This is a genomic window from uncultured Victivallis sp., assembly GCA_944389935.1.
In the GTDB taxonomy this organism is placed as follows: domain Bacteria; phylum Verrucomicrobiota; class Lentisphaeria; order Victivallales; family Victivallaceae; genus Victivallis.
In genome coordinates, this window is the sequence record CALXOE010000015.1 from 48,057 (window position 1) to 69,746 (window position 21,690).

Consider the following 21,690-nt stretch of genomic DNA (forward strand, 5'->3'; position numbering starts at 1 on the left):
AGGCGATAATATCCGGCTCGAACTTGTCACGAAATCGAGGCCGCGCAATATTGGCGTATTGGAACTTCGGAAAAAGGATGGATTCTACTCCGTCGTAACGGCGTTTCCGATCGAAAAAGACTCACATCAATTTCGGGGTAATAAGATTTGGACGTATGAGGGATCAGCTCATACCAAGAGCAAGCAACGAACCCAGTCCCTTGAACCGCTCAGTGGCGATCAACGGTTGCAGCCACCGCTAGAAGATCGAGGAATCCAAACTAACAATAATATAACCTCTTCCGGCGAAAAGTCAAGCGGGAATACCGGAGCTGTCTATTCGGTTGATTCGGTCTGGACGGGAAGCGCCGCCAGCTACGATGCGCCCAGTCTCCAATACATCGGCACGGGAGAGGGGCAGCAGGTTTTCGGCTGGGGATTGTATGGATCAAGCAGCCGGGAGGTGGCGGAGTGGTACGCCAAAGCAGACGTTGCCCGGAAACGGAATCCCGCTCAAAATGATCTCGTGGTTTATCTGGACGGGAAAAAGCTGAATGATCCGAACAGCGACAAGGATGTTTCGGATCTGGTCTGGTTCGTGTTTCATTTTGGCGAAACGTATGTGCGGGAGTTTGCGGAGCAAAACGCAAAACTCTCGTACAGCGGACTCGAAGAGTACTCCAGAATGCGTGACGCCAATCCGGAAATGCGCAATGAATCCGGAAAAAATCAGGAGCGTGATGAAAAAACATTGGAGCTTCTGGACCGGATCAAAATCGAGGAAAATGAGGACCCGCTGATCTGGGACGCTGTTTCCGGTTTGTCCAGCGCGCGGATGAAGCCATCCGAAAGACACAGCACGGCAGATATCGAACAGCGGTTACGCTCTGATTTGCGAAATGTACTGGAACGCAAGCGGAAATTCTATCAGGAACTGGCCTCCAAAAACAAGAGCGTCCGCATCCGGGAAATCAATCAGAGAAAAGCGGACGCATACGAGCGGGCGATTGCGAAACTGCCATCCCTTTCCCGGGAAGAGCTGACAACTGGAGGACTTCCTCATAATCTCTATCAGCAGACATTCTGGCCGGGGAAAGAGGAGAATCTGCTCGACTGGGACAAAAAAGTTCCGAAAAAGCAGATTCAGAAGATCGCCGATCAGGCGGTCAAGGAGGGATTGCCGTTCGGATACACTGAAAACGGGAAAAACTTTTTCAACGGAAGTGCCACAAGCGGAGAGCTTCTGTATCATGAACTTGCGAAGCCATTCAACCTCGGCAGCCCGAAAGCCGCGAGTGAGTTTCTGTATCGGGCTGGGATCGATGGCGTAACCTACATCGGGGACAGCTCCCGCGTGCGCAACTATGTCGCTTTTTCCGACCAGGATATCCGCGTTGACGAGCATATCATGTTCCAGGCGGTCGGGGATAAATTCCGGACGATTCGGGACGCTCTGCCGGAAGAAACGGGGGAGACTCCGCTGCTTTCGATTCCGAAAAATTTGCCGAACCGGATTACCGCGCTTCCGGAGCCGGTTATTTCCGACATCAAAGAGGCGTATGGAGCGCTTCCGAGTTCCGTTACGGACGCCTGGGGCGATTCGGTATATCTGAAAGAAGATCGGCGTGGTGATATGCGTCTGGTGCATTATATCACGAGCGATACGGATACCGGGGGGCGTGGTCAGGGCGATCTTGACCCCTCCCGTATTCCGTGGCTTCCGAGGATTGCGGAAACAGTGGCGAAAGCCCAGGTGATGCTGCGCGATTTCCGGAGTCGAAACCGGATTTATGTACGGAACTACGCGGAGGGAATGCACCTGGTCGTCACCAGCGCGGAAGGAAAGTTTATCGGCCAGAAAGAGTACGATACCTCCGCCATTACACAATTTCCTGAGAACGATAGGCGGGTTGGTACCAGAGATCGGTTTACTGTGGAAAAGGAAAGAGGCGGTATGCTTCAAAGTGGAGTAGCCGCCCCGTCAGATGGGGCGGCTGGCTCTGCGTCCTTGGCTGAATCTGACTCAACGGACCAGATGCCGGGAATCGCCGCCCCGTCAGGTCAGGCGGTTGGCTCCGGGTCCTTGGTTGAACCTGACTCAGCGTCCCCGAAGTCTACCTCAACCGAAATGTCAGACACGTCGGCGATCACTGCCGATTCCTTGACCGAGTCTGACTCGACGGAACCGGTAGCTGATAATAATATATATCCGACGCCGGATGAAATCAAGCGGGCAATCGAACGAATGCAGAACAACTTCCGGAAGCCGAACCGGGTTTACGTACATGACTGTTCAAAGGGGGCGATTCAATTCATTATCGTCACGCGGAAACGTTTGATCACGCTCTCATCACTCTGTTCGCGGCAAAGAACAGATGGGGACTCATCGTCGGCCCCCACGTCAGTCAATGGTTCTCAGGGGAACGACCCCTCCGCATTGACCTCAAAAGAAGAAGGGGGAAAACGGTCTCCCCAGTCTCCGTCAACCGGAGAATCAAGCGGGGACGCTCCCTACTCTCCGTCGGCGGGAACTAATGTAGCACCATCTTTGAAAAATGTCAAGCTGCTTCAGGGGGATGTCATCTACCGCGGCGCCACGACATTTACGGACAACTGGATCTCTACCGGCTCTATTCCGACTGGAAAAAGCAAAGCGCGCTCGGAGACCGCGAAAAAAAACAGGCGGCTGTTTCATCCACAACCACCTGCCTTTCCAAGAATTCGATATTGGCGGAGAAAGAGGGATTCGAACCCTCGGTGACTTGCGCCACGGCGGTTTTCAAGACCGCTGCCTTAAACCACTCGACCATTTCTCCGGATTTGCATAATATGCGCCCGAAAAACCGATTTTTCAAGCGCATTCCAGATTATTTCTCGGAAGAATCCTCCGGCTTGCCGCCGCCAAGTCCGCGCAACAGCAGGTTCGTCACCTCTTTCGCAAACGCCGCCGGATCCGGCAACGGACTGCCCTCCGTCAACAGCGACTGATCAAACAGCAATCGCGCATACGTCTTGAGCTCCGGCGCGTTCTCGTTGGCGGTGTACACCTTGAACAGTGCCTCGATGAGCGGATGTTTCGGATTCAACTCGAGAATCCGCTTGCTCTCCGGAATCTCCTGGTGCATCGCCTTGAAAAGCCGCTCCAGGTGCGGAGAAAGCGCGTTCCCCTCCGTGATGAGACAGCACGGACTGTCCGTCAACCGCGCCGAAAAACGCACTTCGCTGACCTTGTCCCCGAGCGTCGTCTTCAGGAACTCCAGCAGCTTCGCAAACTTCTCCTGCGCACTCTTGAGCAGATCGGCAGAACCCTCCACCTCGAAATCACCTTTCGCAACCGACTTGAAGTTCTTCTTCCGGTACTGGAACATCTGCTGCATGATCCAGTCATCGATCGGATCGGTCATGAAAAGAACATCATATCCCTGCGACCGGAAATACTCCAGCGCCGGCGACGAGGCGACCGATTCGCGCTTCTCACCCGTGATATAGTAGATCTCTTTCTGGCTCTCCGGCATCGCCGCAACGTATTCGCCGAGCGTAATCATCTTGCCGGGCTCCGTGTTCATCGACTCGTACATCACGAGATCCTTGAGCTTCTCGGCATTCGCGTAATCCGTGTGCAACCCCTCTTTCAGGATGCGGCCGAACTCACGGAAGAATCCCGCATAGGTGTCGCGCTCGTTCTCAAGCATCTTCTTGAGTTCCGAAAGCAGCCGGCTCACAATCGCTTTCTCAATCCGGCGCAGCTGCGGATTCTCCTGCAGAATCTCACGCGACACGTTCAGCGGCAGATCACTCGAATCGACGACACCCGCCACAAACCGCATGTAGTCCGGAATCAGCTCCTTGCACTCGTCCGTGATGAACACACGCTTCACGTAAAGCTGCAAACCTCGCTTCTGAATCTCCGGCATCAGGAGATTGAACGGCGCCTCTTTCGGCAGGAACAGCAGTGCCTTGAATTCACTCGTCCCCTCCGCAGCGATGTGAATCGCTTTCAGATAATCGCCGCCCATGTGCGAAAGATGGCTGTAGAAACTCTTGTACTCCTCCTCGGTGATCTCCGACGGCTTGCGCAGCCAGATCGCTTTCTGGGAGTTCAACACCTTATCCTCAACGGTCTCGCTCTTGTCCTCGTTGATCTTCTTCATCGGCAGAATGATCGGATAGGCGATGAAGTCCGAATAACGGCGCACGACTTCGCTGATCTTCCAGCTGTCGAGGTATTGCAGCGCGTCGTCTTTCAGGAAAAGCGTGATCGTCGTACCCTGATCGTCGCGGGTCGCGGCGTCGATCTCGTAGGTGCCCTCCCCCGTGCTCGACCACTTCACCGCCGGAAGGTCGCTGCCGGCTTTCTTCGTGATCAGCTCGACCCGGGAAGCGACCATGAACGCCGAATAGAATCCGACACCGAACTGGCCGATCAGTTCCGGCAGCGGCTCCTTGTTATCTTTCTGCTCCTCGAGCATTTTGAGGAACGCTTTCGTGCCGCTCTTGGCGATCGTACCGATGTTTTCGACGACCTCCTCCTCGGTCATACCGATGCCGTTGTCGCTGATCGTCAGCGTCTTGGCATCCTTGTCCACCGCGAGGCGAATCTGCCAGTCCCGCACGAGTTCCGGCCGGGTCAGGCTCTCAAAATGCGCCTTGTCGATCGCGTCAGCCGCGTTCGCAATGAGTTCGCGCAGGAAAATATCGCGGTTCGAGTACAAAGAGTGAATCATCAGATTCAGCAGCTGTTGCACTTCTGTTTTGAATTCCATGTTTTTCGACATATCTCTCAATCCTCTCTGTGAAATCAAATCCGGCAGGTAAATACCGGCACTTTACAACTGAATTAAATGAAATATAATTTTTTTTGCAGAAAAATCAAGTCCCGCAGCCGTTCCCGGTTGGAAAAAAACAGAAAAGGGATTATAATCTATGAAGTTCATAAATTCGGGAGCATTCTAAAAAGGAACCGGGATACCGGATTTCCAGCATTGCAACCGGCCGCGCCCGTCCATCGGGTCCGGCCGCGAAAACGGGAAAAGATGGAGTCATGAGCGAACAAATCGAAAATCCCCGGGCCGCATCCGGCGGCATGTCGGACACACTGCGCGAACAACTTCACCAGCGGGAGGAAGTGTGCTGCAAACTCGAGGCGCTGCCTCAGAGCGCGACGGAAGATTATCCGGCCCGGCTGGAAGAACTTCGGACCGAATGGCAGAACCTCCCGGAGATTCCGCCCGAATATGCCGAGATCCTCGACAAACGATTCGCCGCCGCGGTAAAAAATGCGGAAGAGGGCGCCGCAGCCGTGGAACAGCGCCGCAGAGAACACCTTGCGAAAATCAACGAATCGGTCGAACTGCACCAGAAGCTCGACGCTCTGCTCGCAGCGGGAGAGCTCGTCACGCCCGCCGAAGTCGAAGCGCTCGGGAAGAAGTGGGAGGCATGCACCGCCGGTCTCACTTCCGAAGAGTCCGCGGCAGAGGCCTTTCTGGCGAAATTCCAGCCGCTCAAGGAACGCATGGAGGCCGAACAGGCCGCCGAAAACGCCCGTTCCGAAGCCGCGGCCAAACTGACCGATGAGCTCATTGCGCTGACCGCGGGCGAAGATATGGATCTGCTCAAGGAACGCAAAGCCGCCATCGATGAGGCATACAAGGCCCTCGGCAAAGTCGCCAAACATGCTGCCGACCAGTACAACGACGCCCGTCACAAGGCGGATGCACGGCTCGCACAGCACTATCAGACGCTCGATCTCGCCCGCTGGGCGAGCTTTACGCTCAAACAGGATCTCTGCGACGAACTCGACCGGCTCAATAAACTGCCGGAAAACGAACTGCCGAAAGCCGCCAGGCGTCTGCAGGAACTCCGCGAAAAGTGGAAACAGCTCGGCTCCGTCCCGAAAGTGAAAGCCGAGGAGATCAATCCGCGTTATCTGGAGTCGACACGCAAACTTCAGCACCGCATCGACGAATATTACGCCCATCTCCGGCAGCAGCACAAGCAGGCCGCCGCCGCCAAGCAGGAGCTTTGCGAAAAGGCCGCCGCCCTGGCCGACTCGACCGAGTGGAACGCGACCGCCGCGGCATTCAAGGAACTTCAGGCCGCATGGAAGACCATCCCGGGCGCAGGCGCGCAGGAGAAAGCGCTGTTCACCGCATTCCGCGCATCCGCGGACAAGTTCTTCAACGCCCGCAGCGCGTGGTTCGATGAGCGCAACGCGAAGTTCGAGGCGGTCGCCGAAGTCAAGCGCAAACTCATCGCCGAGGCAGAACAGCTCGCAGGCGAGTCCGGGGACTCCCCCGCCGCCGTACAGCGCGCCAAACAGCTCCGCAGCGAATTCATGAGCGCCGGGCGCGCCGGACGCGCCGAACCGCAGCTCTCGGAACAGTTCAATGCCGCACTCGACAAGTTCTTCTCCGGGCGGCGTGAAGTGTTCGCCGGACGCGAAGAGCAGTCGAAGAAACTCATCGCCGAAATCGATGCCCTCGCCGCCAATCTCACAGACGCGGCAGCGGCCGATTCGCGTTACCGGGCGATCCGGCGCGAACTCAAGGAGCTCGGCTGCCGCAAAACGTTCCAGCAGGAGATCAAAGCCGGGGAAAAATTCGAGAACGCCCTCGCCGCCGCCCGTTCCCGCGTAATCGCGGATAAACTCACGCTGGCGAAGAGCATTGCCCGTTCGCTCGCCTCCGCCTGGGAGGAGGTTAAGGCCGGAACTCCGCTCGCCGAAGGGAGGCTCGCGATCGACCACCTCGACCGTTTCCCGAAACTCGCCGCCGCTGCCGCGTTGATCGGCCAGGCGGCAGCGGGCGACGACAAGGCGAAAGCGAAGCTCCTCAAATCGTTCGAGAGTGCCGCGGCAGAACACAAGCGGATCATCTCGGAACTCGAAAAACTTGTGGGAATCGAGTCGCCCGGGGAGTCGAAACCGGCTGTGGATGACGCCCTCGCCCTCGCCGCCGAACTCACGGCAGCGATCGCCGGGAACTTCGCCGCCTCCAGCGCGCACGAAAGCCGTCCGAAGAGCATCGACCCGAAGCAGCTCCTGGCGGAGTTCGCCAACGCCGGACTGCTTGAGCGCGACGCGCTCGAGGCGTCTTTCGAGCGGTTCGACAACGCTTACGGCAAAATCCGTTGAATTCGACCAATGAACCGGCCGCCGGGAAAGCGGCCTTTTTTTCAAGAGAGCAAGGATACAGAAAATGAAAGTCAGAGTTGCTGTTTTCGGAGCCTCCGGCTATGCGGGAGAGGAACTGCTGCGGATTCTTCTGCGGCACAGAAATGCGGAGGTGACGGCGATCACTTCGCGTAAAAGCGCCGGAGAACCGGTTTCGACCGTGTTTCCGCGTTTCACGGGTTCGGATCTGGTGTTCTGCGAACCGAACGTCGAAGAGATCGCGAAAAAATGTGACGCCGCAATTCTCGCGCTGCCGCACGGGCTCGCGACCGAATATGCGATTCCGCTGCTGAATGCCGGGATCAAGGTGTTCGACATCTCCGCCGACTTCCGGCTCAAGAGTCCGGAAAAGTACAAGGAGTACTACAAGGTCGATCATCCCGCTCCGGAACTGCTGAAAAAAGCGGTCTATGGACTGCCGGAACGCTATCGCGAACAGCTTAAAACCGCCGACCTCGTCGCCTGTGCGGGCTGTTACCCCACCAGTTCGATCCTGCCGACCGCCCCGCTGCTCGCGGCGAAACTCGTGAGCCCGAAAGGGATCGTCGTCGCAAGCTGCTCCGGCGTGACCGGTGCGGGCCGCAAGGTCGATCTGCCCTACATCTTCCCGGAGTGCAACGAGAGTTTGAAAGCCTACGGCGTCGTCGGTCATCGCCATCTGCCCGAGATCGAGCAGGAGATGGCCTTTGCGGCCGGGCTGCCCGAGATGGCGATCAACTTCATCCCGCATCTCGCGCCGATGAATCGCGGCATCAACTCGACCATCGTCATGGATGCCATGCCGGGCACCACGCTTGAGAAGATCGGCGAAGTCTACCATCAGGCCTACGGCAGCGAACAGTTCGTCCGGATCCTGCCGCCGAAGCGCACGAGCGACACGAAATATGTCTTTATGACCAACACCTGCGAGATCGGCTACAATCTCGATCCGCACACGAACAAGGTGATCGTCACAAGCTGCATCGACAATCTGACCAAGGGGGCGTCCGGTCAGGCGGTTCAATGCATGAACATCCGGTTCGGACTCGACGAGGCCGAGGGACTGATCTGAAGATCGAACGGGGGCGGATGATGACATCCGCCCTGATTTTGTTATCCCGGGAGGATGATCGTGAAATCAATACCGGTTTCTCATTTTTTCAGTTGGCAGGAGTGCTCCGACCGTCTGCGTCCGCTGTTGATGCAGGAATTCTCGGTGAATGGAGCCGACCATCTGGTTCTGGCCGACTGCCTGCTGCGCAGAGTCATGCAGCGATTTGAGTTCGCTGAAACACTCCGGAAAGAAGCCCGGGAAGCCGGACTGACGTTCTGCGGCGCACATGCGCCGTTCGGCATCCATGAGGATCTCGACAATCCGCTTGCGGACGAACGCCCCATGATGATCGACCGTCTGAAACTCGTGCTCAAAATCGTGCGCGACTTCGGAGCAGAGAGCTGTACGATCCACGTCGGCAACGTGCCGTTCCGGGAATATTCGCTCGACGATTATCACAACTGCATTCTGCAGTCGCTCGAGGCGCTGCTGCCGACGGCGGAAACGTGCGGAGTCGTCATCGCGATCGAGAACATCTGGTTTCCGACCAACACGCCGGAAAAACTGCTTGCGATCCTCGACCATTTCCGCTCACCGTTCCTCGGAATCTGTTACGATGCCGGACACGCGAATCTCATGGCAAAAGGGATGAACTTTCCTGAATCAGCCGCGCGGGACGGATGGAACGGCTGGACGGACGAGATTCCGTGGGATGACCGGATTCTCGAAAAACTCCTGCCCGGCATCGTGACCTGCCATCTGCACGACAATTTCGGGCAGTACGATAATCACAACCTCCCGGGCAACGGCAACATCGACTGGCAGCACGTCATGTCGACACTCGCCCGCGCCCCGAAACTGCGATGCCTCCAGAACGAAGTTGACTCCATCGGCAACCAGATTCCGATCGCAACGCTCTGCCGCACTTTCGATCGGCTCTCCGCCATGATGTGACTTTTTCCAACGGAAACTCAAGCGCCGGATGCGGTCTTCGCGTCCGGCGCTTTCTCTTTTCCGCTCTTCGATTCCGCTTTATTCGCCGGATCCCCCCTCACCTCTTTCATCTCCGTCTCTCAACTCCGAGCCGGGCTGAACTAACGATGTTTCCGGTCAAATTCCACGGACTTGACTTTTTGAAAAAAAGATGTATAGTTTCATATAATACCAACTCGGATTATACTATATGGTACTTCACAGGGAAGTACCGGAAAACCTGCGGAGGTCTAAAATGTTCAGAAACGACTCGAAAACCAGAAACGGGAAATTGTTTTTCCGCTATGCGATTGCGTCGACAATCAGCATGCTGACCGCCGGAGTGTACACGTTGGTCGACGGATTTTTCGTCGGCTGGGGGGCCGGGGATACCGGTCTGGCCGCAATAAACGTAGCATTCCCGCTGTCTCTGCTGATCGTCGCCTGCGGCGAAATGATCGGCACGGGAGGAGCGGTGACCATTGCCCTGGCCCGCGGTCGCGGCAATCATCGCGCCGCGGACAGAATATTCGGAAATATGCTGCTTCTGCTGATTCCGGCGGAATTGTCGCTCATCCTGCTGCTTCCGTGGCTTGATCCGATACTGATTGCGGCGGGAGCTGCGCCGGAACTGCTCCCGGCCGCTCGCACTTATGTGCAGATCACAGCAGGAGGAGGATTCTTCATGATGGCGACCGTCTGTCTGACAGCCGCCATGCGGAATGACGGAGCGCCGCGTCTGGCCATGGGAATCATGGTTGCGGGACTCGCAGCCAACATCGTCCTCGACTATCTGTTCGTTCTGGTATTTCACGGGGGAGTGGCGGGGTCGGCCTGGGCGACGATTCTGGCTCAGATGATCTGTTTTCTGCTTGCGGTCTGTTATTTTATTTCGGGTCGCTCGCACTTCAGAATCAACCGAACCATGTTCCGGCTTCAATCAAAACTCATGTGTCGTATTGTTACGGCGGGAATCCCGTCGTTCGGCGTTCAGATTTCCGTTGCGGCAGTCATCTTTCTGCATAATCGGCAGACACTTCTTTACGGCGGCGTCGCCGCAGTCGCGGCTTATGCGATCATCAGCTATGTCGAATCGACGATTCTCATGCTGCAACAGGGCATCGGCACAGGCATTCAACCTCTGGTCAGCTACCTGCAGGGAGCCGGAGAAAAAGAACGGCGCAACTCCATCGCACGTCTCGGACTGGTCACCGCGATTCTGATCGGAATCGCGGGGACTCTGCTGTCCGCCGGAGGAAGCGGCATCATTCCCCCGCTTTTCAACGCCGGAACAGAAACGCTGCGTTTCGCCGAACGCGGATTGCTGATCAGCGCGGCGGTCTATCCGTTTCTCGGGTTGCAGAAAGTGTCGGAATCCTATTTTCAGGCAATCGGCCGGCCGGGAACGGCCTCTCTGCTGGTGTACCTGGATTGTTTCGCGCTGTTGCCGATTTCTCTGCTGCTGCTGCCGCATCTGTTCGGGACAGACGGCATCTGGGCCGCCATGCCGGTCTCCAAATTGGGGATGGCGCTTTTGACGCTGCTGTTCTGGTTGCAGAGCCGGAACCGGGAGCGATTGCAGAAAATTCAAAATCCCCCGCCATTCCGAGCCGATCGCACTTTGCTTTTGCCGTCTGCCCGTGGTATAGTAAGAGGAGAGATCAACCTATGAGGGGAAATGAAAAACGACAACGATATTGCGGCACGCATGCAGCGACTGTTCGATCTGTGGGGAAAATTTGACCGGGTCTACTTTAAAATCCTGCATCGCTGGAATCTCTCCTACAACGCCTACCTGCTCCTGGAGGAGTTGTATCACCACCCGGAAGGTCTGGAACCCGCCGCGACTGCGGATCATTTGAGCATCCCGCGGCAAACCATGACTTTCGTGCTGGATTCCCTCGAACGCGAAGGGCATCTCGAGCGTCTGCCGCATCCCGCGGACCGGCGCCGCAAGCTGGTCACTCTGACTCCCCGGGGACGCAGCTTCGGCGAGGAAGTCGTCAACACCATTTTTGAAAAAGAACGAGCTGCCATGGAAGTGCTTTCTCCCGCCGAACAAGAGCAGCTCCTTGAAATGTACGAACGTCTTCAACGTGGTTTCGAGCACTCATTTCTCGACGAAACGGAACGCTCGTAAAAAAGGGGCGGCGCACCACTTTCTCCGGTACGCCGCCCCGCTTTTTCTCCATCAGCGTGCGAGCGAACAGGGCCCGCCCACGCAACCGCCCGTACAGGCCATGACTTCCACGAAGTTGCCGGGAAGTTTTCCCTTGGCGTAGAGCTTCAGCAGATTCACGGACTTGCGGTCGAGACCGTTGATGAACTTTTCATCGATCTTCGGGCGCGTATCGTCCGGTTTCTCCTCGCCGATCTCCTGCAGAATCGCCTGCGAGACACCGCAGCTCTTTGCGAAGTTCCGCGCATAACTCGCGGCGGGATGCTCCAACGGCTGCGCCTCCAGCGAGATCACGTCGATCTCTTTCGCGGCCAGCAGCGCGCCGAGTTCCTCAAACGTCATGACGAAATCGACGTTCGGATCTTTCTGCGCCTCGCGCCGTTTCGCGATGCACGGACCGATGAACACTTTCACCGCATTCGGATGCGCTTTCGCCGTGATCTGCCCCGCATAAGCCATCGGACTCGGCGTGGAAGAGACAAACGGAACGATATCCGGAATATGTCGTTTCGCCGCCTCGACCCAGGCCGGACAGCAGCTGCTGGTCATGAGAATGTCTCCGCGCGCCATCCGCTCAAAGAACTCCTCTGCCTCATGAGCCGTGGTCATCTCCGCACCGAGCGCCACCTCCATGATGTCCGAAAATCCGGCGAGCTTGAGCGCCGCAAAGAGCTGTTCAATCGTTCCCGGGAACTGGTCCGTGATCGACGGTGCAACCATCGCAATGACCTCTTTTCCCTCCTGCATCGCCTGCAGAATTCCCACAAGCTGCGACCGCTCCATGATCGCGCTGAACGGGCAGGCGCGGAAACATTTCCCGCAGTAAATGCAGCGGTCGAAATCGATCCGCACGCGGCCGTCCTCCCCCTTGCCGATCGCCCCGACCGGACACGCATCCTCGCACGGCAGCGGATTGCGGATGATCGCATGATACGGGCAGACCGCCATGCACTTCCCGCAGTTGATGCACTTCGTCCGGTCGATCGTCGAACGCTGGTTCACAACCGCAATCGCCTGCTTCGGGCACGCCCCGACGCAGGGACGCGCAAAACACCCGACGCAGCTGTTCGACACCTGCACATGGCTGTCCACGCAGCCGTGACAGCCGACCGAACAGACCGACAACACCGGTTCCGTGTGATTGTTCCCGGCCTGCGCGTCAGTCAGATACTCCGCCAGCCGCCGCGATTCGTCCGTCTCCTCCTCCATGCCGAACCCCATCAGCGCCATCAGCCGATATTTCAGCATCGCCCGGTCCTTATAGACACAGCAGCGGACCGGTTCCTCCGTCCTCGGCCGCATCTCCACCGGAATTCGATCGATATTCTCTTTCAGGTCGCCGCTGAAAAATTCCTGAATGAAACGGATCATCAGCTGGCGGCGCGTCCGCTCCGCATTGTTCATTCATTACCTCCGGGCAGATAGTCGTCGCGCAGAATGTCGATCACTTTCTCGATCGTCGCATTGTCGACGATGCGGTCATCGTTGATCCGGACGAACGGCGCATTGCCGTAATTCCGGTCGTGGCAGACGTCGAGGCAGGCACAGCCGACCACTTCAACCCGATCCTTGAGCTCGGGCGGGAGCTGCTCCTCGAGCGCCGACAGCCGGAACGAACCGAGTACATAACAGGTCGTTCCGAGACAGATTTCCACTTTGATTTTATTGGCCATCTTCTTTTCCTTTCTAAAAAAACCGCATCAGTACGCGCTTGCGATATTTCGTTTCCAGCACCGTCTTGAGCCGACGGACGATGTTGCGCCGAATTTCAAGATCGACGGGCAGACTCGGATCCTGGTGAGCCTCATTGACTTTCGTCCCGACCACAAACTCGATCTCATCGCTCTGGCGGAAGAGTTCGATCATGAGCCGCGCCGCCAGCGGAACATCCCCGGACAAGCCGGAGCCGGACTCCAGCCGCTGCGCCACATCGGTCAGCGTCAGAATCCCCTCGGTTACGAGATCAACTCCCTCAAGTTTCGCCGGCGGCGGCAGCGAACCGGCTTTCATCATGAGTTTCATATCGACTTCAACCGGGCGTTTGAGTTCGCGTGAAACGATGTTCGCGGTCGTCCCGCCGCAGAGCACACATTTCCCGTCGAAATTGCGCACGAGTTCCGCATAGGCCGCATCCGATTCCGGCCGGAACGGCGGCCCGGTCAGCAGCCGCAGCCGCCGCGGCTGGCGCAGATAGATGACCATGCAGCTGATGTCATCGATGCAGCGGCAGTCCCGATTCCGCAGCCGGGCCGCGGCAACCACCGCCTGTGAGAGGTCACGTGCGGAAATATCCGGGCACTCCGCCACTTTCTGCTGAATGAATTCAAGACACCCCTCGCGCCGCCAGCCGAACTTATATCCCGGCTGGCCGAGCCCCGCCTGCGTCACCCCGTCCGAAAACGCGATGAGCCGGTCGCCCGTGATCGCATAAAGTTCCGCAAGTTGCACCCGGCGGTCCGGCCACCGTTCAGAAACCATGCTCTGACGCTTCACCTGCAGATCCTTGTTGTTGCGGAGGTGAATGAACGGCGGATTGTCCATCTCGATAATCCGCGACTTCCCGCCGATCTGCAGATCGAACACCGTGAAAGTCGCATAGCTGATCTTGCGGATCTCGCACACCGGCAGCGTGTCCATGATGATCTCCGCCGACTGCAGCACATCCATGTCCGAACGGATGAACTTCATCGCCATCGTCGTCGTCATCGACGCAAGCAGATTCGCCTTGATCCCGCTGCCGAGCCCGTCGGAGAGCACCGCAAGATGACGGTTCTCCGCCTCGAGACGCTCGAACAGAAAATCGTCGCCGCAGACATCTTCTCCGTCGTGGATGAGCTGGCTGCACTCCATTTCGACAAATACATCGTTCGGCATTTTCGGGCTCACTTCTTGATTTCGGTGTAACTTCCGGCGACTTCACGCAGCAGAATCTCGGTTTCCGCCATGTGTTCGCCGAGATCGCGGGCGATCTTCTGGCACGTGATGATATTCTTCTGGATCACCTTGCGCGCCTTTTCCGAAACCTGTTCGCGATGGAGTTCAAGGCTCGTAACATCCTGGATGATCGCACCGACGCTCTGGTTCTGTGCAATACAGAACACACTGATATTCAATATTTTGTCTCCACAAACCTGATTGTGCCGCTCGACCTCTCCGCCGGAGATCAGCGCTGCCGCCACCAGATCACTGAAATCCGCGAACGCCCCGAGCTCCGCCCCGGTCAATCCGCCGCATGAATCATAAGCCAGCACCGTGTCCTCGTCGAACAGCTCTGCAAAGCGGCGGTTGCACTCGACGATCTTCATGTGGCGATCGACGATCACCACCCCCGCCGGAATGTAGCGGATAAGCGCATTGCTCTTCTTCTGCGCAAGCTGTCGCAGATGCGAAACACACATGCCGACCTCCGCCTTGTTCGCCAGCAGCGCTTTTGCGAAATCCCGGCAGCTGAAGTAGCCGCAGCCGCCGCAGTTGAGCTCGTCCGCGGGGGTGAATTTCCCGACCGAGGCGAGCGCGTTCTTGATGTCCTCCTCGGTCACCTCCGGATCCCCCTGCGGTTCGGCGACGATCCGTTCGTCGATCGGCACTTCAACCTTGCGCGACAGGCTGTTCGACCCGTCGTAACCGCGCGCGACCTGGAAGATCGACGAAAGCGTCCCGGCATTCTCCTGCGGCATGACCGGACCGTTCACACAGCCGCCGGAACAGGCGAGGCACTCGATGAAGAGCCGGCAGTCACCCATCTCCTCCGGCGTCGGCGCCTCTTTCAGCAGCCGTGCCAGATTCTGCAGCCCGGAAACCGCGTGAAAGCGGATGTTCCCGCCTTTCGGATCGCGCAGCGTATCGTTCATGCCGCCCTCGACGGCGTAAATCTTCCCCTCCCGCGCCCGTTCCGGAACCATTTCGACGTAGTCGCCGCGGTTGATCTTGCCGGGATCGATGTTCTCGGACGCAAGCCATTCGGCCAGATCGCTGAACGTAAGCGCCAGATCGAGCAGATCCTCGTGCCGGTCCGCCTCGTTCTTCTTCGCCGCGCACGGCCCGAAGAAAACCACCCCGATATCATCACCGAACTCTTTCCGCAGCAGTTTCGCGTGCGAGAGCAGCGGCGAAAGCACCGACGTGATCTTCGGAACATAGGCGGGGGCATATTTTTTCACATAATCCACCACCGCCGGACAGGCGCTCGAGAGGTAGATTCCCGGCCCCGCCTGCGCGAGAAACTCCCCGGTTTCGGCGCTGACCGCCTGCGCTCCGAGCGCCGTCTCGCTGACGCCCGCAAAACCAAGGCGCCTGATCGCCGCAGCCAGAGCTCCCGGCTCGTACTGCTTGAAGTAACTCACGAACGACGGTGCGAGAGAAGCGTAAACCTTTTTCCCGCTGCCGAGCAGATAACGGGCGCGCGCAAGGTCGGGCCGGATCTTTTTCGCGTGAGCAGGACAGACCTTCACGCACATGCCGCAGGCGACGCAGAGCTCCTGGATCACACCGGCACGGCCGTCGACGATCCGGATGGCCTTGCACGGGCAGTGGCGGATACATTTGTAACAGTCGTGGCAGATATTTTCCGTTGTGTAAACCGGGAAATGCAGATTCATGGTCGTAGTTCTCCGTTAAGATTCAGACAGATCGCGCGGGCATTCGCAATCGTTCAAAGGGGTTCAGTTGCGCGGCGGCAGCAGTTTTTTCAACAGGTCGAGCATCACGCCCGGATCGACTTTGCTGTAAAACTCTCCATTGATGATGACATTCGGACCATCGGCACATTTCCCCTGGCAGAGAGTTCCTGAGAGTTCCACATCGACCTCATCCTGATAGGAGTTGCGTGTCAGATAATCCTCCACGACTTTGATGTTCTCCTCATTACCGCGAGCGAAGCACGAGCTCCCCAGACAGATCACGATTTTCGGTTTAGCCATATTCCCGCCTTGAATTGAATTCCCATGCAGTCTATGCAATGTACTGGCATGAGCGGAGATTTTCAAGACCCCGGCCGAAAAATAGTGAGATATTTCCGCCCGAAACGAAAAAAAACGGATGCGGAAACCGTTCCGTCTCCGCATCCGATCCAGAGCGACGATTACATCGCCATCGGTTTATTGCCGGGCAGTGCAGTCCGATGGCCGGCGTACTCCTCGCCGTAGTAGACTTTCAGGAGCATCTCCTTGATCTCGGAAACCAGCGGATAGCGCGGATTCGCGCCGGTGCACTGGTCGTCGAACGCCTTGAGCGCAAGTTCGTCAAGCCGCGCGAGGAAAGTCGCCTCGTCGATGCCGTACTCCTTGATGCTCTTCGGAATCTCAAGTTCGGCCTTGAGTTTCTCGATCGCCTCGATGAGCTTTTCGACTTTCTCATCGTCGGTACGACCGCCGAGTCCGCAGTAGGTCGCGATATTGGCATAAGCCGCTTTCGCGTTCGGGTACTTGTACTGCGGGAAAGTCCCCTGCTTGGTCGGCACATCCGTCGCGTTGTAGCGGATCACTTCGCAAATCAGCATCGCGTTCGCAAGGCCGTGCGGAATGTGGTACATGCCGCCGAGTTTGTGCGCCATCGAGTGGCACACGCCGAGGAAAGCGTTCGCAAACGCCATGCCCGCCATGGTCGAGGCGTTGTGCATATGCTCACGTGCCTCCTCATCCATCGCGCCGTTGCTGTAGCAGCGCGGCAGGTACTCAAAGACGAGCTTGGCTGCCTCGTTCGCCAGCGAATTCGTGTAGTCGCTGGCCATGACCGAGACACGCGCCTCGAGTGCATGAGTCAGGGCATCGATGCCGCTGTAGGCGGTCAGCCGCTTCGGCATCTTCATCACGAGCTGCGTATCGATGATCGCCATCTTCGGGGTCAGCGCGTAATCCGCGAGCGGGTACTTGTTGCCGGTCTCGGCATCGGTGATGACCGCGAACGGCGTCACTTCCGAGCCCGTTCCGGAGGTGGTCGGAATCGCGACCATCGTCGCTTTCTTCCCGAGTTCCGGCAGTTTCACGATCCGTTTGCGGATATCCATGAAACGCATCGCCACATCCTCGAAGCTGATCTCCGGCTGCTCGTACATGAGCCACATGATTTTCGCCGCATCGATCGGACTGCCACCGCCGACCGCAATGATCGCATCAGGCTGGAACGAGTTGATCCGCTCAAGTCCCTTGCGGGCGAGCTGGATGGTCGGATCGGGTTCGACATCCGCAAACACTTCCGTCGCAATCCCCATCTTCTCGAGCGACCGCAGGAGATCGTTCAGAATACCGGTCGAGTAAAGGAACTTGTCCGTCACAATGAACGCCCGCTTATGACCAGCGAGGTCACCGATCGCCACCGGCAGGCAACCGTATTTGAAGTAAACTTTTTCCGGAATCCGGACCCACAGCATATTCTCTCTCCGTTTCGCAATCGACTTGATGTTCAAAAGCTGCATCGGCGTGACGTTCTCACTGACCGAGTTGCCGCCCCAGCTGCCGCAGCCGAGCGTGAGCGACGGATTCAGCGCGAAGTTGTAGATATCGCCGATCGCACCCTGACTCGACGGCATGTTCACGAGCGTCCGCGAGGACATCATGACGTGACCGTAATACTTCGCGCGCTCGAAGTTCTGCGAGTTCGTGTAAAGCACACTCGTATGACCGAGACCGCCGTACTCAAGCAGCTTCTTCGCGTTCTCGACGGCCGCTTCAAAGTCTTTCGCCTTGTAGAGGGCGAGAACCGGGGAGAGCTTCTCCCGGCTGAACGGATAATCCGGGCCGACGCCATCGGTCTCGGCGATCAGAACTTTCGTATTGGACGGCACGGTCACGCCGGCCATCTCCGCAATCTTATAGGCGCTCTGTCCGACGATCTTCGGATTGAGTTTGCCGTCGATCTGAATGAGATCGCCGACTTTCTTCGCCTCGGCCTTCGTGAGAATGTGAGCGCCGCGATAGGCGAACTCTTTCTTGACCGCGTCGTAGATCGCAGCCACCGCCGTCACAGACTGTTCGGAGGCACAGATCATGCCGTTGTCGAAGGTCTTGCTCTGCAGAACCGAGCTGACCGCCATCTTGATGTCGCAGGTCTCGCCCATCACCACCGGGGTGTTGCCGGGGCCGACGCCGACCGCCGGGGTGCCGCTCGAATAGGCCGCTTTCACCATGCCCGGGCCGCCCGTCGCAAGAATCAGGCTGATGTCCGGATGGCACATCAGGTGATTGGAAAGCTGCACGGAGGGTTCCTCAATCCAGCCGATGATCCCTTCCGGAGCTCCCGCTTTCACGGCCGCTTCCAGCACGATGCGCGCCGCTTCGATCGTGCTCTTCTTCGCCCGCGGATGGGGACTGAAGATGATGCCGTTCCGCGTCTTAAGCGCCAGCAGAGACTTGAAGATCGCCGTCGAAGTCGGGTTCGTGGTCGGAACAATGCCCGCAATCACGCCGACCGGCTCGGCGACTTTCGCGATGCCGTAGGCTTCATTCTCCTCGATGATGCCGCAGGTCTTCATATCACGGTATTTGTTGTAGATGTACTCGGACGCGAAGTGGTTCTTGATCACCTTGTCTTCCACCACGCCCATTCCGGACTCTGCCACAGCCATCTGCGCAAGCGGAATTCGCGCGTTGTTCGCCGCGAGAGCCGCTGCCGCAAAGATCTTGTCGACCTGCTCCTGCGTATACTCCGCATACTTCACCTGCGCGGCTTTCACCCGCCCGATCAGCTCATTGAGCATCTCGCGGTCGCGCTCTTCCTTCAATTTCTGCTCCTCGGTCATCGGAACTTGTTTCTTCTCAGCCATGATCCAGCCCTCCTGCATCTATCTCAAGTGTGTGGTTTCCGCCTTTTTGGATAACGCAATATCGATATTTAAACATCGATATTTTTTTATCTAAACCTAATATAAACCTACTTTAGGAAATTGCAAGTGGTTTTTTTCAGATTTCCGGCAAAAAGTTGTTGCTTTTCGGAAAACCGGTGGCTATACTATGAAAAACACGAACACAAACGAAGGAGGATCGGAAAATGCCGGGGACGAAAGAGCTGACTGCGAAAGCGCGGGAACTGCTGGAAAAAGACGCGGTTCTGATTACGGCGGCCGAATACAAAAACGGTGTGATGGAGCGGGTTCAGCTCTATTTCCGCTCGGAACACGAGGCGGTGATGGATATCATCAACAAGGACGACCTCGTGCAGAACTTTCCGGACGAGGGGGTTTACGTTCTCACCGACCACGGCTTGAAACGGGTTGAAATGTTCGAGGGGGAGGATGATATGTACTTCCGCATCGACGGGACGCACGAAGAGAAAGACGACTTCGGTCCCCTCCCCTCGGTCCGGTTTATGGAAACCGTCGAAGCGGTCTGCGGCCTGCGGCTGGCCTGAGCCTCCGCAACCTCTCCGGGCGCGCGGGAGGAGTTACTTGTGGAGTTTCTGCGACTCCTCGCGCTTGCGGCGCGCGCGCTCTTTGAGGAAGTTGCGCCGCTGGCGGTGATCCGCGATGAGAATGATGAGACTCAATCCGCCCGCGATCAGAAATCCGAACATCCCGATGAGCGACGTGTTTTCGCCCCAGTACGGCGGGATCTTTGCGACGACCAGCAGCGCCGAACCGACCAGCAGCGCCGAAACCAGCAGAGAACGCGAAACCCGCTCGCCCGTAACGTAGAGCGTCTCCTCGATATCGTTGAGTCGATGGTGTTCGACCCGCAGCGTGAGCCGTCCCTCCTCGAATTTCGCCATGACATCGCGCAGCGAGAGCGGCAGCCGCTCCAGAGCCGTGAGATTCTCACCGAAATTGTCGAGAAAACGGCGCAGATGCCCGCGCGGATCGAAGCCGCGCAGCTTCATTTTCCGGATAAACGGCTCAACCATTTCGACAATCTTGAGTTGCGGGTCGAAACTCCGCCCGATGCGTTCAATCGTGATCAGCGCCTTGAACAACATGTAGAGATTCGGCTTGAGCGCCATGTGGTACTTGTCGAAGAGCGCGAGCAGCCGCTCGAGAATGCGGGCGACGCTGATTTTTTCCAGCGGCAGATTGATATTTTCATCGACGAGGTCGGCGGCATCCCGCTCGAGTTCATCGCGACTGCCCGCGAACTTTCCGGAAATCGTCATGCGCAGCGCGCAGTCGATCATCAGGGAGATCTCGTCGTGCAGCAGATAATCGACGACCTTTACAAAATCGTTCCGCTCCGCCAGGCTGACTCGGCTCATCATGCCGAAGTCAATGAACACCAGAATGTTGCCGGGCTGTATAAAAATATTCCCCGGATGCGGATCGGCATGGAAGAATCCATATTCGAAGATCTGGCTGAGCAGCGAATTCACCCCGACTTCCGCGAGGAACTTCAGGTCGTATCGCGCCTGTTTTTCGGGATCGGCCAGAATCGCCGCGACCGAATCGCCGTAAATTCGCTCCATCGTAAGAACCTGTTCGGCAGAGAGTTCGTCGATGAGGGCCGGCACTTTCATGTGCGGCGTTCCGGCCATGTTTTTGCGGAACAGCAGGAGATTCGCGGCTTCCGCCCGATAGTTGAGTTCGCGCCGCAGTGAATAGGCGAATTCCGACACGATCCGGGTCGGCTCCATACGCGCAAACGCTTCGGAATACTCCTCCATCTTCTGCGCGATGAACCGCATGATCTCCAGATCGGTATTGATGGTTTCGACAATTCCGGGGCGACGCACCTTGACCACGACCTCCATGCCGTCCGGCAGCGTGGCCGCGTGTACCTGCCCAATGCTCGCCGCCGCCAGCGGCTCGGCCGAAAACGCCCGGAACAGTTCGGAAACCGGCCTGCCGAACTCCTGCTGAATGATCGTTTCAACCTGATCCAGCGGAAACGGCGGAACATGTTCGGTCAATTTTCCCAGTTCGTCGGTGTATGATTTGGGAATCAGATCGGTGCGGGTAGAGAGAATCTGCCCGAGTTTCACAAACGTGGGCCCGAGCTCCTCGAACAGCATCCGCAGCTTCTCCGGCCGGGAACGGCGCGGCTCTCCCTCCGTGCGTTTCTGACGCATCCAGCGAAAACTGTAATTCGGATAGATGTTCTCGGCCAGATCTCGGAAACCGTAACTCCCCATCAGCTCCATGATCCGGAGAAAACGCCGGACCGTCCGGTAATCCCGACTCAATCCGCTCGGCATAATCAGTTTCAACATCCTCCCCTGCCCTCCTCCTCGGCGAAGATATGGAATTCGGCCCGCACCGCAAGCTTCCGATGCGGAGCAAAACGCCAGTTCATATGAAATTGCCGGGCGCGTTCCCGGCCGGGAACGATCTCACCGCCCGTCCCGTTCGGATAGCTGTAACGGTCTCCGACCGTGTAATCCGCCTCCTCCGGCCCGGCAACGACCAAACGAACGGAACAGCCTCCGCCCACGACGCAG

Annotated in this window: 16 protein-coding genes and 1 tRNA gene; 7 read left to right on the forward strand and 10 right to left on the reverse strand. The window is 57.6% G+C overall.

Annotated elements, in window-relative coordinates:
* Positions 1 to 58 precede the first annotated feature (58 nt).
* Positions 59 to 2,740, forward strand: a complete 2,682-nt coding sequence (locus Q0J85_RS06585) for a hypothetical protein (protein ID WP_294479422.1) — start codon at positions 59 to 61, stop codon at positions 2,738 to 2,740.
* Here Q0J85_RS06585 and Q0J85_RS06590 read toward each other — a convergent pair.
* A tRNA-Ser gene (locus Q0J85_RS06590) sits at positions 2,708 to 2,795 on the reverse strand. The two genes, Q0J85_RS06585 and Q0J85_RS06590, sit on opposite strands and share 33 nt — an antisense overlap.
* A 51-nt stretch (positions 2,796 to 2,846) precedes the next feature.
* Complete coding sequence (htpG, locus tag Q0J85_RS06595) at positions 2,847 to 4,754, reverse strand: molecular chaperone HtpG (RefSeq protein WP_294479424.1); 1,908 nt, start codon at positions 4,752 to 4,754, stop codon at positions 2,847 to 2,849.
* Between the two features lie 266 nt (positions 4,755 to 5,020).
* Between htpG and Q0J85_RS06600 the strand changes: the two genes are divergently transcribed.
* The 5 genes from Q0J85_RS06600 (at position 5,021) to Q0J85_RS06620 (ending at position 11,295) form a co-directional block, all read left to right on the forward strand.
* Complete coding sequence (locus tag Q0J85_RS06600) at positions 5,021 to 7,111, forward strand: DUF349 domain-containing protein (protein WP_294479427.1); 2,091 nt, start codon at positions 5,021 to 5,023, stop codon at positions 7,109 to 7,111.
* Between the two features lie 64 nt (positions 7,112 to 7,175).
* Entirely contained in the window at positions 7,176 to 8,201 is a 1,026-nt protein-coding gene (gene argC / locus Q0J85_RS06605) for an N-acetyl-gamma-glutamyl-phosphate reductase (RefSeq protein ID WP_294479429.1), read from the forward strand.
* A 60-nt stretch (positions 8,202 to 8,261) separates the two neighbouring features.
* Complete coding sequence (locus Q0J85_RS06610) at positions 8,262 to 9,137, forward strand: sugar phosphate isomerase/epimerase (protein WP_294479431.1); 876 nt, start codon at positions 8,262 to 8,264, stop codon at positions 9,135 to 9,137.
* A gap of 274 nt (positions 9,138 to 9,411) precedes the next feature.
* Complete coding sequence (locus Q0J85_RS06615; protein ID WP_294479433.1) at positions 9,412 to 10,827, forward strand: MATE family efflux transporter; 1,416 nt, start codon at positions 9,412 to 9,414, stop codon at positions 10,825 to 10,827.
* Positions 10,828 to 10,833: 6 nt separating this feature from the next.
* The gene (locus Q0J85_RS06620; RefSeq protein ID WP_294479435.1) at positions 10,834 to 11,295 is read left to right on the forward strand and encodes a MarR family transcriptional regulator; all 462 of its coding nucleotides are present in this window, start codon (positions 10,834 to 10,836) and stop codon (positions 11,293 to 11,295) included.
* Between the two features lie 51 nt (positions 11,296 to 11,346).
* On the opposite strand, the gene Q0J85_RS06625 is transcribed toward Q0J85_RS06620, so the two are convergent.
* The 6 genes from Q0J85_RS06625 to adhE form a co-directional block, all read right to left on the reverse strand.
* The gene (locus tag Q0J85_RS06625) at positions 11,347 to 12,738 is read right to left on the reverse strand and encodes a monomeric [FeFe] hydrogenase (protein ID WP_294479437.1); all 1,392 of its coding nucleotides are present in this window, start codon (positions 12,736 to 12,738) and stop codon (positions 11,347 to 11,349) included.
* Positions 12,735 to 13,007 (reverse strand): (2Fe-2S) ferredoxin domain-containing protein, encoded by a 273-nt coding sequence (locus tag Q0J85_RS06630; RefSeq protein WP_294479439.1) that lies wholly within the window; start codon positions 13,005 to 13,007, stop codon positions 12,735 to 12,737. The genes Q0J85_RS06625 and Q0J85_RS06630 overlap by 4 nt, the downstream gene beginning before the upstream one ends.
* Before the next feature lie 13 nt (positions 13,008 to 13,020).
* Positions 13,021 to 14,208 (reverse strand): SpoIIE family protein phosphatase, encoded by a 1,188-nt coding sequence (locus tag Q0J85_RS06635; protein WP_294479441.1) that lies wholly within the window; start codon positions 14,206 to 14,208, stop codon positions 13,021 to 13,023.
* 8 nt (positions 14,209 to 14,216) lie between these two features.
* Positions 14,217 to 15,932, reverse strand: coding sequence for a [Fe-Fe] hydrogenase large subunit C-terminal domain-containing protein (locus Q0J85_RS06640; protein ID WP_294479442.1), 1,716 nt, complete (start codon positions 15,930 to 15,932; stop codon positions 14,217 to 14,219).
* Positions 15,933 to 15,995: 63 nt separating this feature from the next.
* Positions 15,996 to 16,253, reverse strand: coding sequence for a (2Fe-2S) ferredoxin domain-containing protein (locus Q0J85_RS06645; RefSeq protein ID WP_294479444.1), 258 nt, complete (start codon positions 16,251 to 16,253; stop codon positions 15,996 to 15,998).
* 161 nt (positions 16,254 to 16,414) lie between these two features.
* Positions 16,415 to 19,069, reverse strand: coding sequence for a bifunctional acetaldehyde-CoA/alcohol dehydrogenase (adhE, locus tag Q0J85_RS06650; protein ID WP_367274615.1), 2,655 nt, complete (start codon positions 19,067 to 19,069; stop codon positions 16,415 to 16,417).
* A 248-nt stretch (positions 19,070 to 19,317) separates the two neighbouring features.
* On the opposite strand from adhE, the gene Q0J85_RS06655 reads away from it, so the two are divergent.
* Positions 19,318 to 19,677, forward strand: a complete 360-nt coding sequence (locus Q0J85_RS06655) for a hypothetical protein (RefSeq protein WP_294479447.1) — start codon at positions 19,318 to 19,320, stop codon at positions 19,675 to 19,677.
* A 33-nt stretch (positions 19,678 to 19,710) separates the two neighbouring features.
* On the opposite strand, the gene Q0J85_RS06660 is transcribed toward Q0J85_RS06655, so the two are convergent.
* Positions 19,711 to 21,462 (reverse strand): AarF/ABC1/UbiB kinase family protein, encoded by a 1,752-nt coding sequence (locus Q0J85_RS06660; protein WP_294479449.1) that lies wholly within the window; start codon positions 21,460 to 21,462, stop codon positions 19,711 to 19,713.
* The coding region (locus Q0J85_RS06665) for a hypothetical protein (protein WP_294479452.1) at positions 21,456 to 21,690 on the reverse strand (235 nt) is incomplete at its 5' end. The genes Q0J85_RS06660 and Q0J85_RS06665, both read right to left, overlap by 7 nt.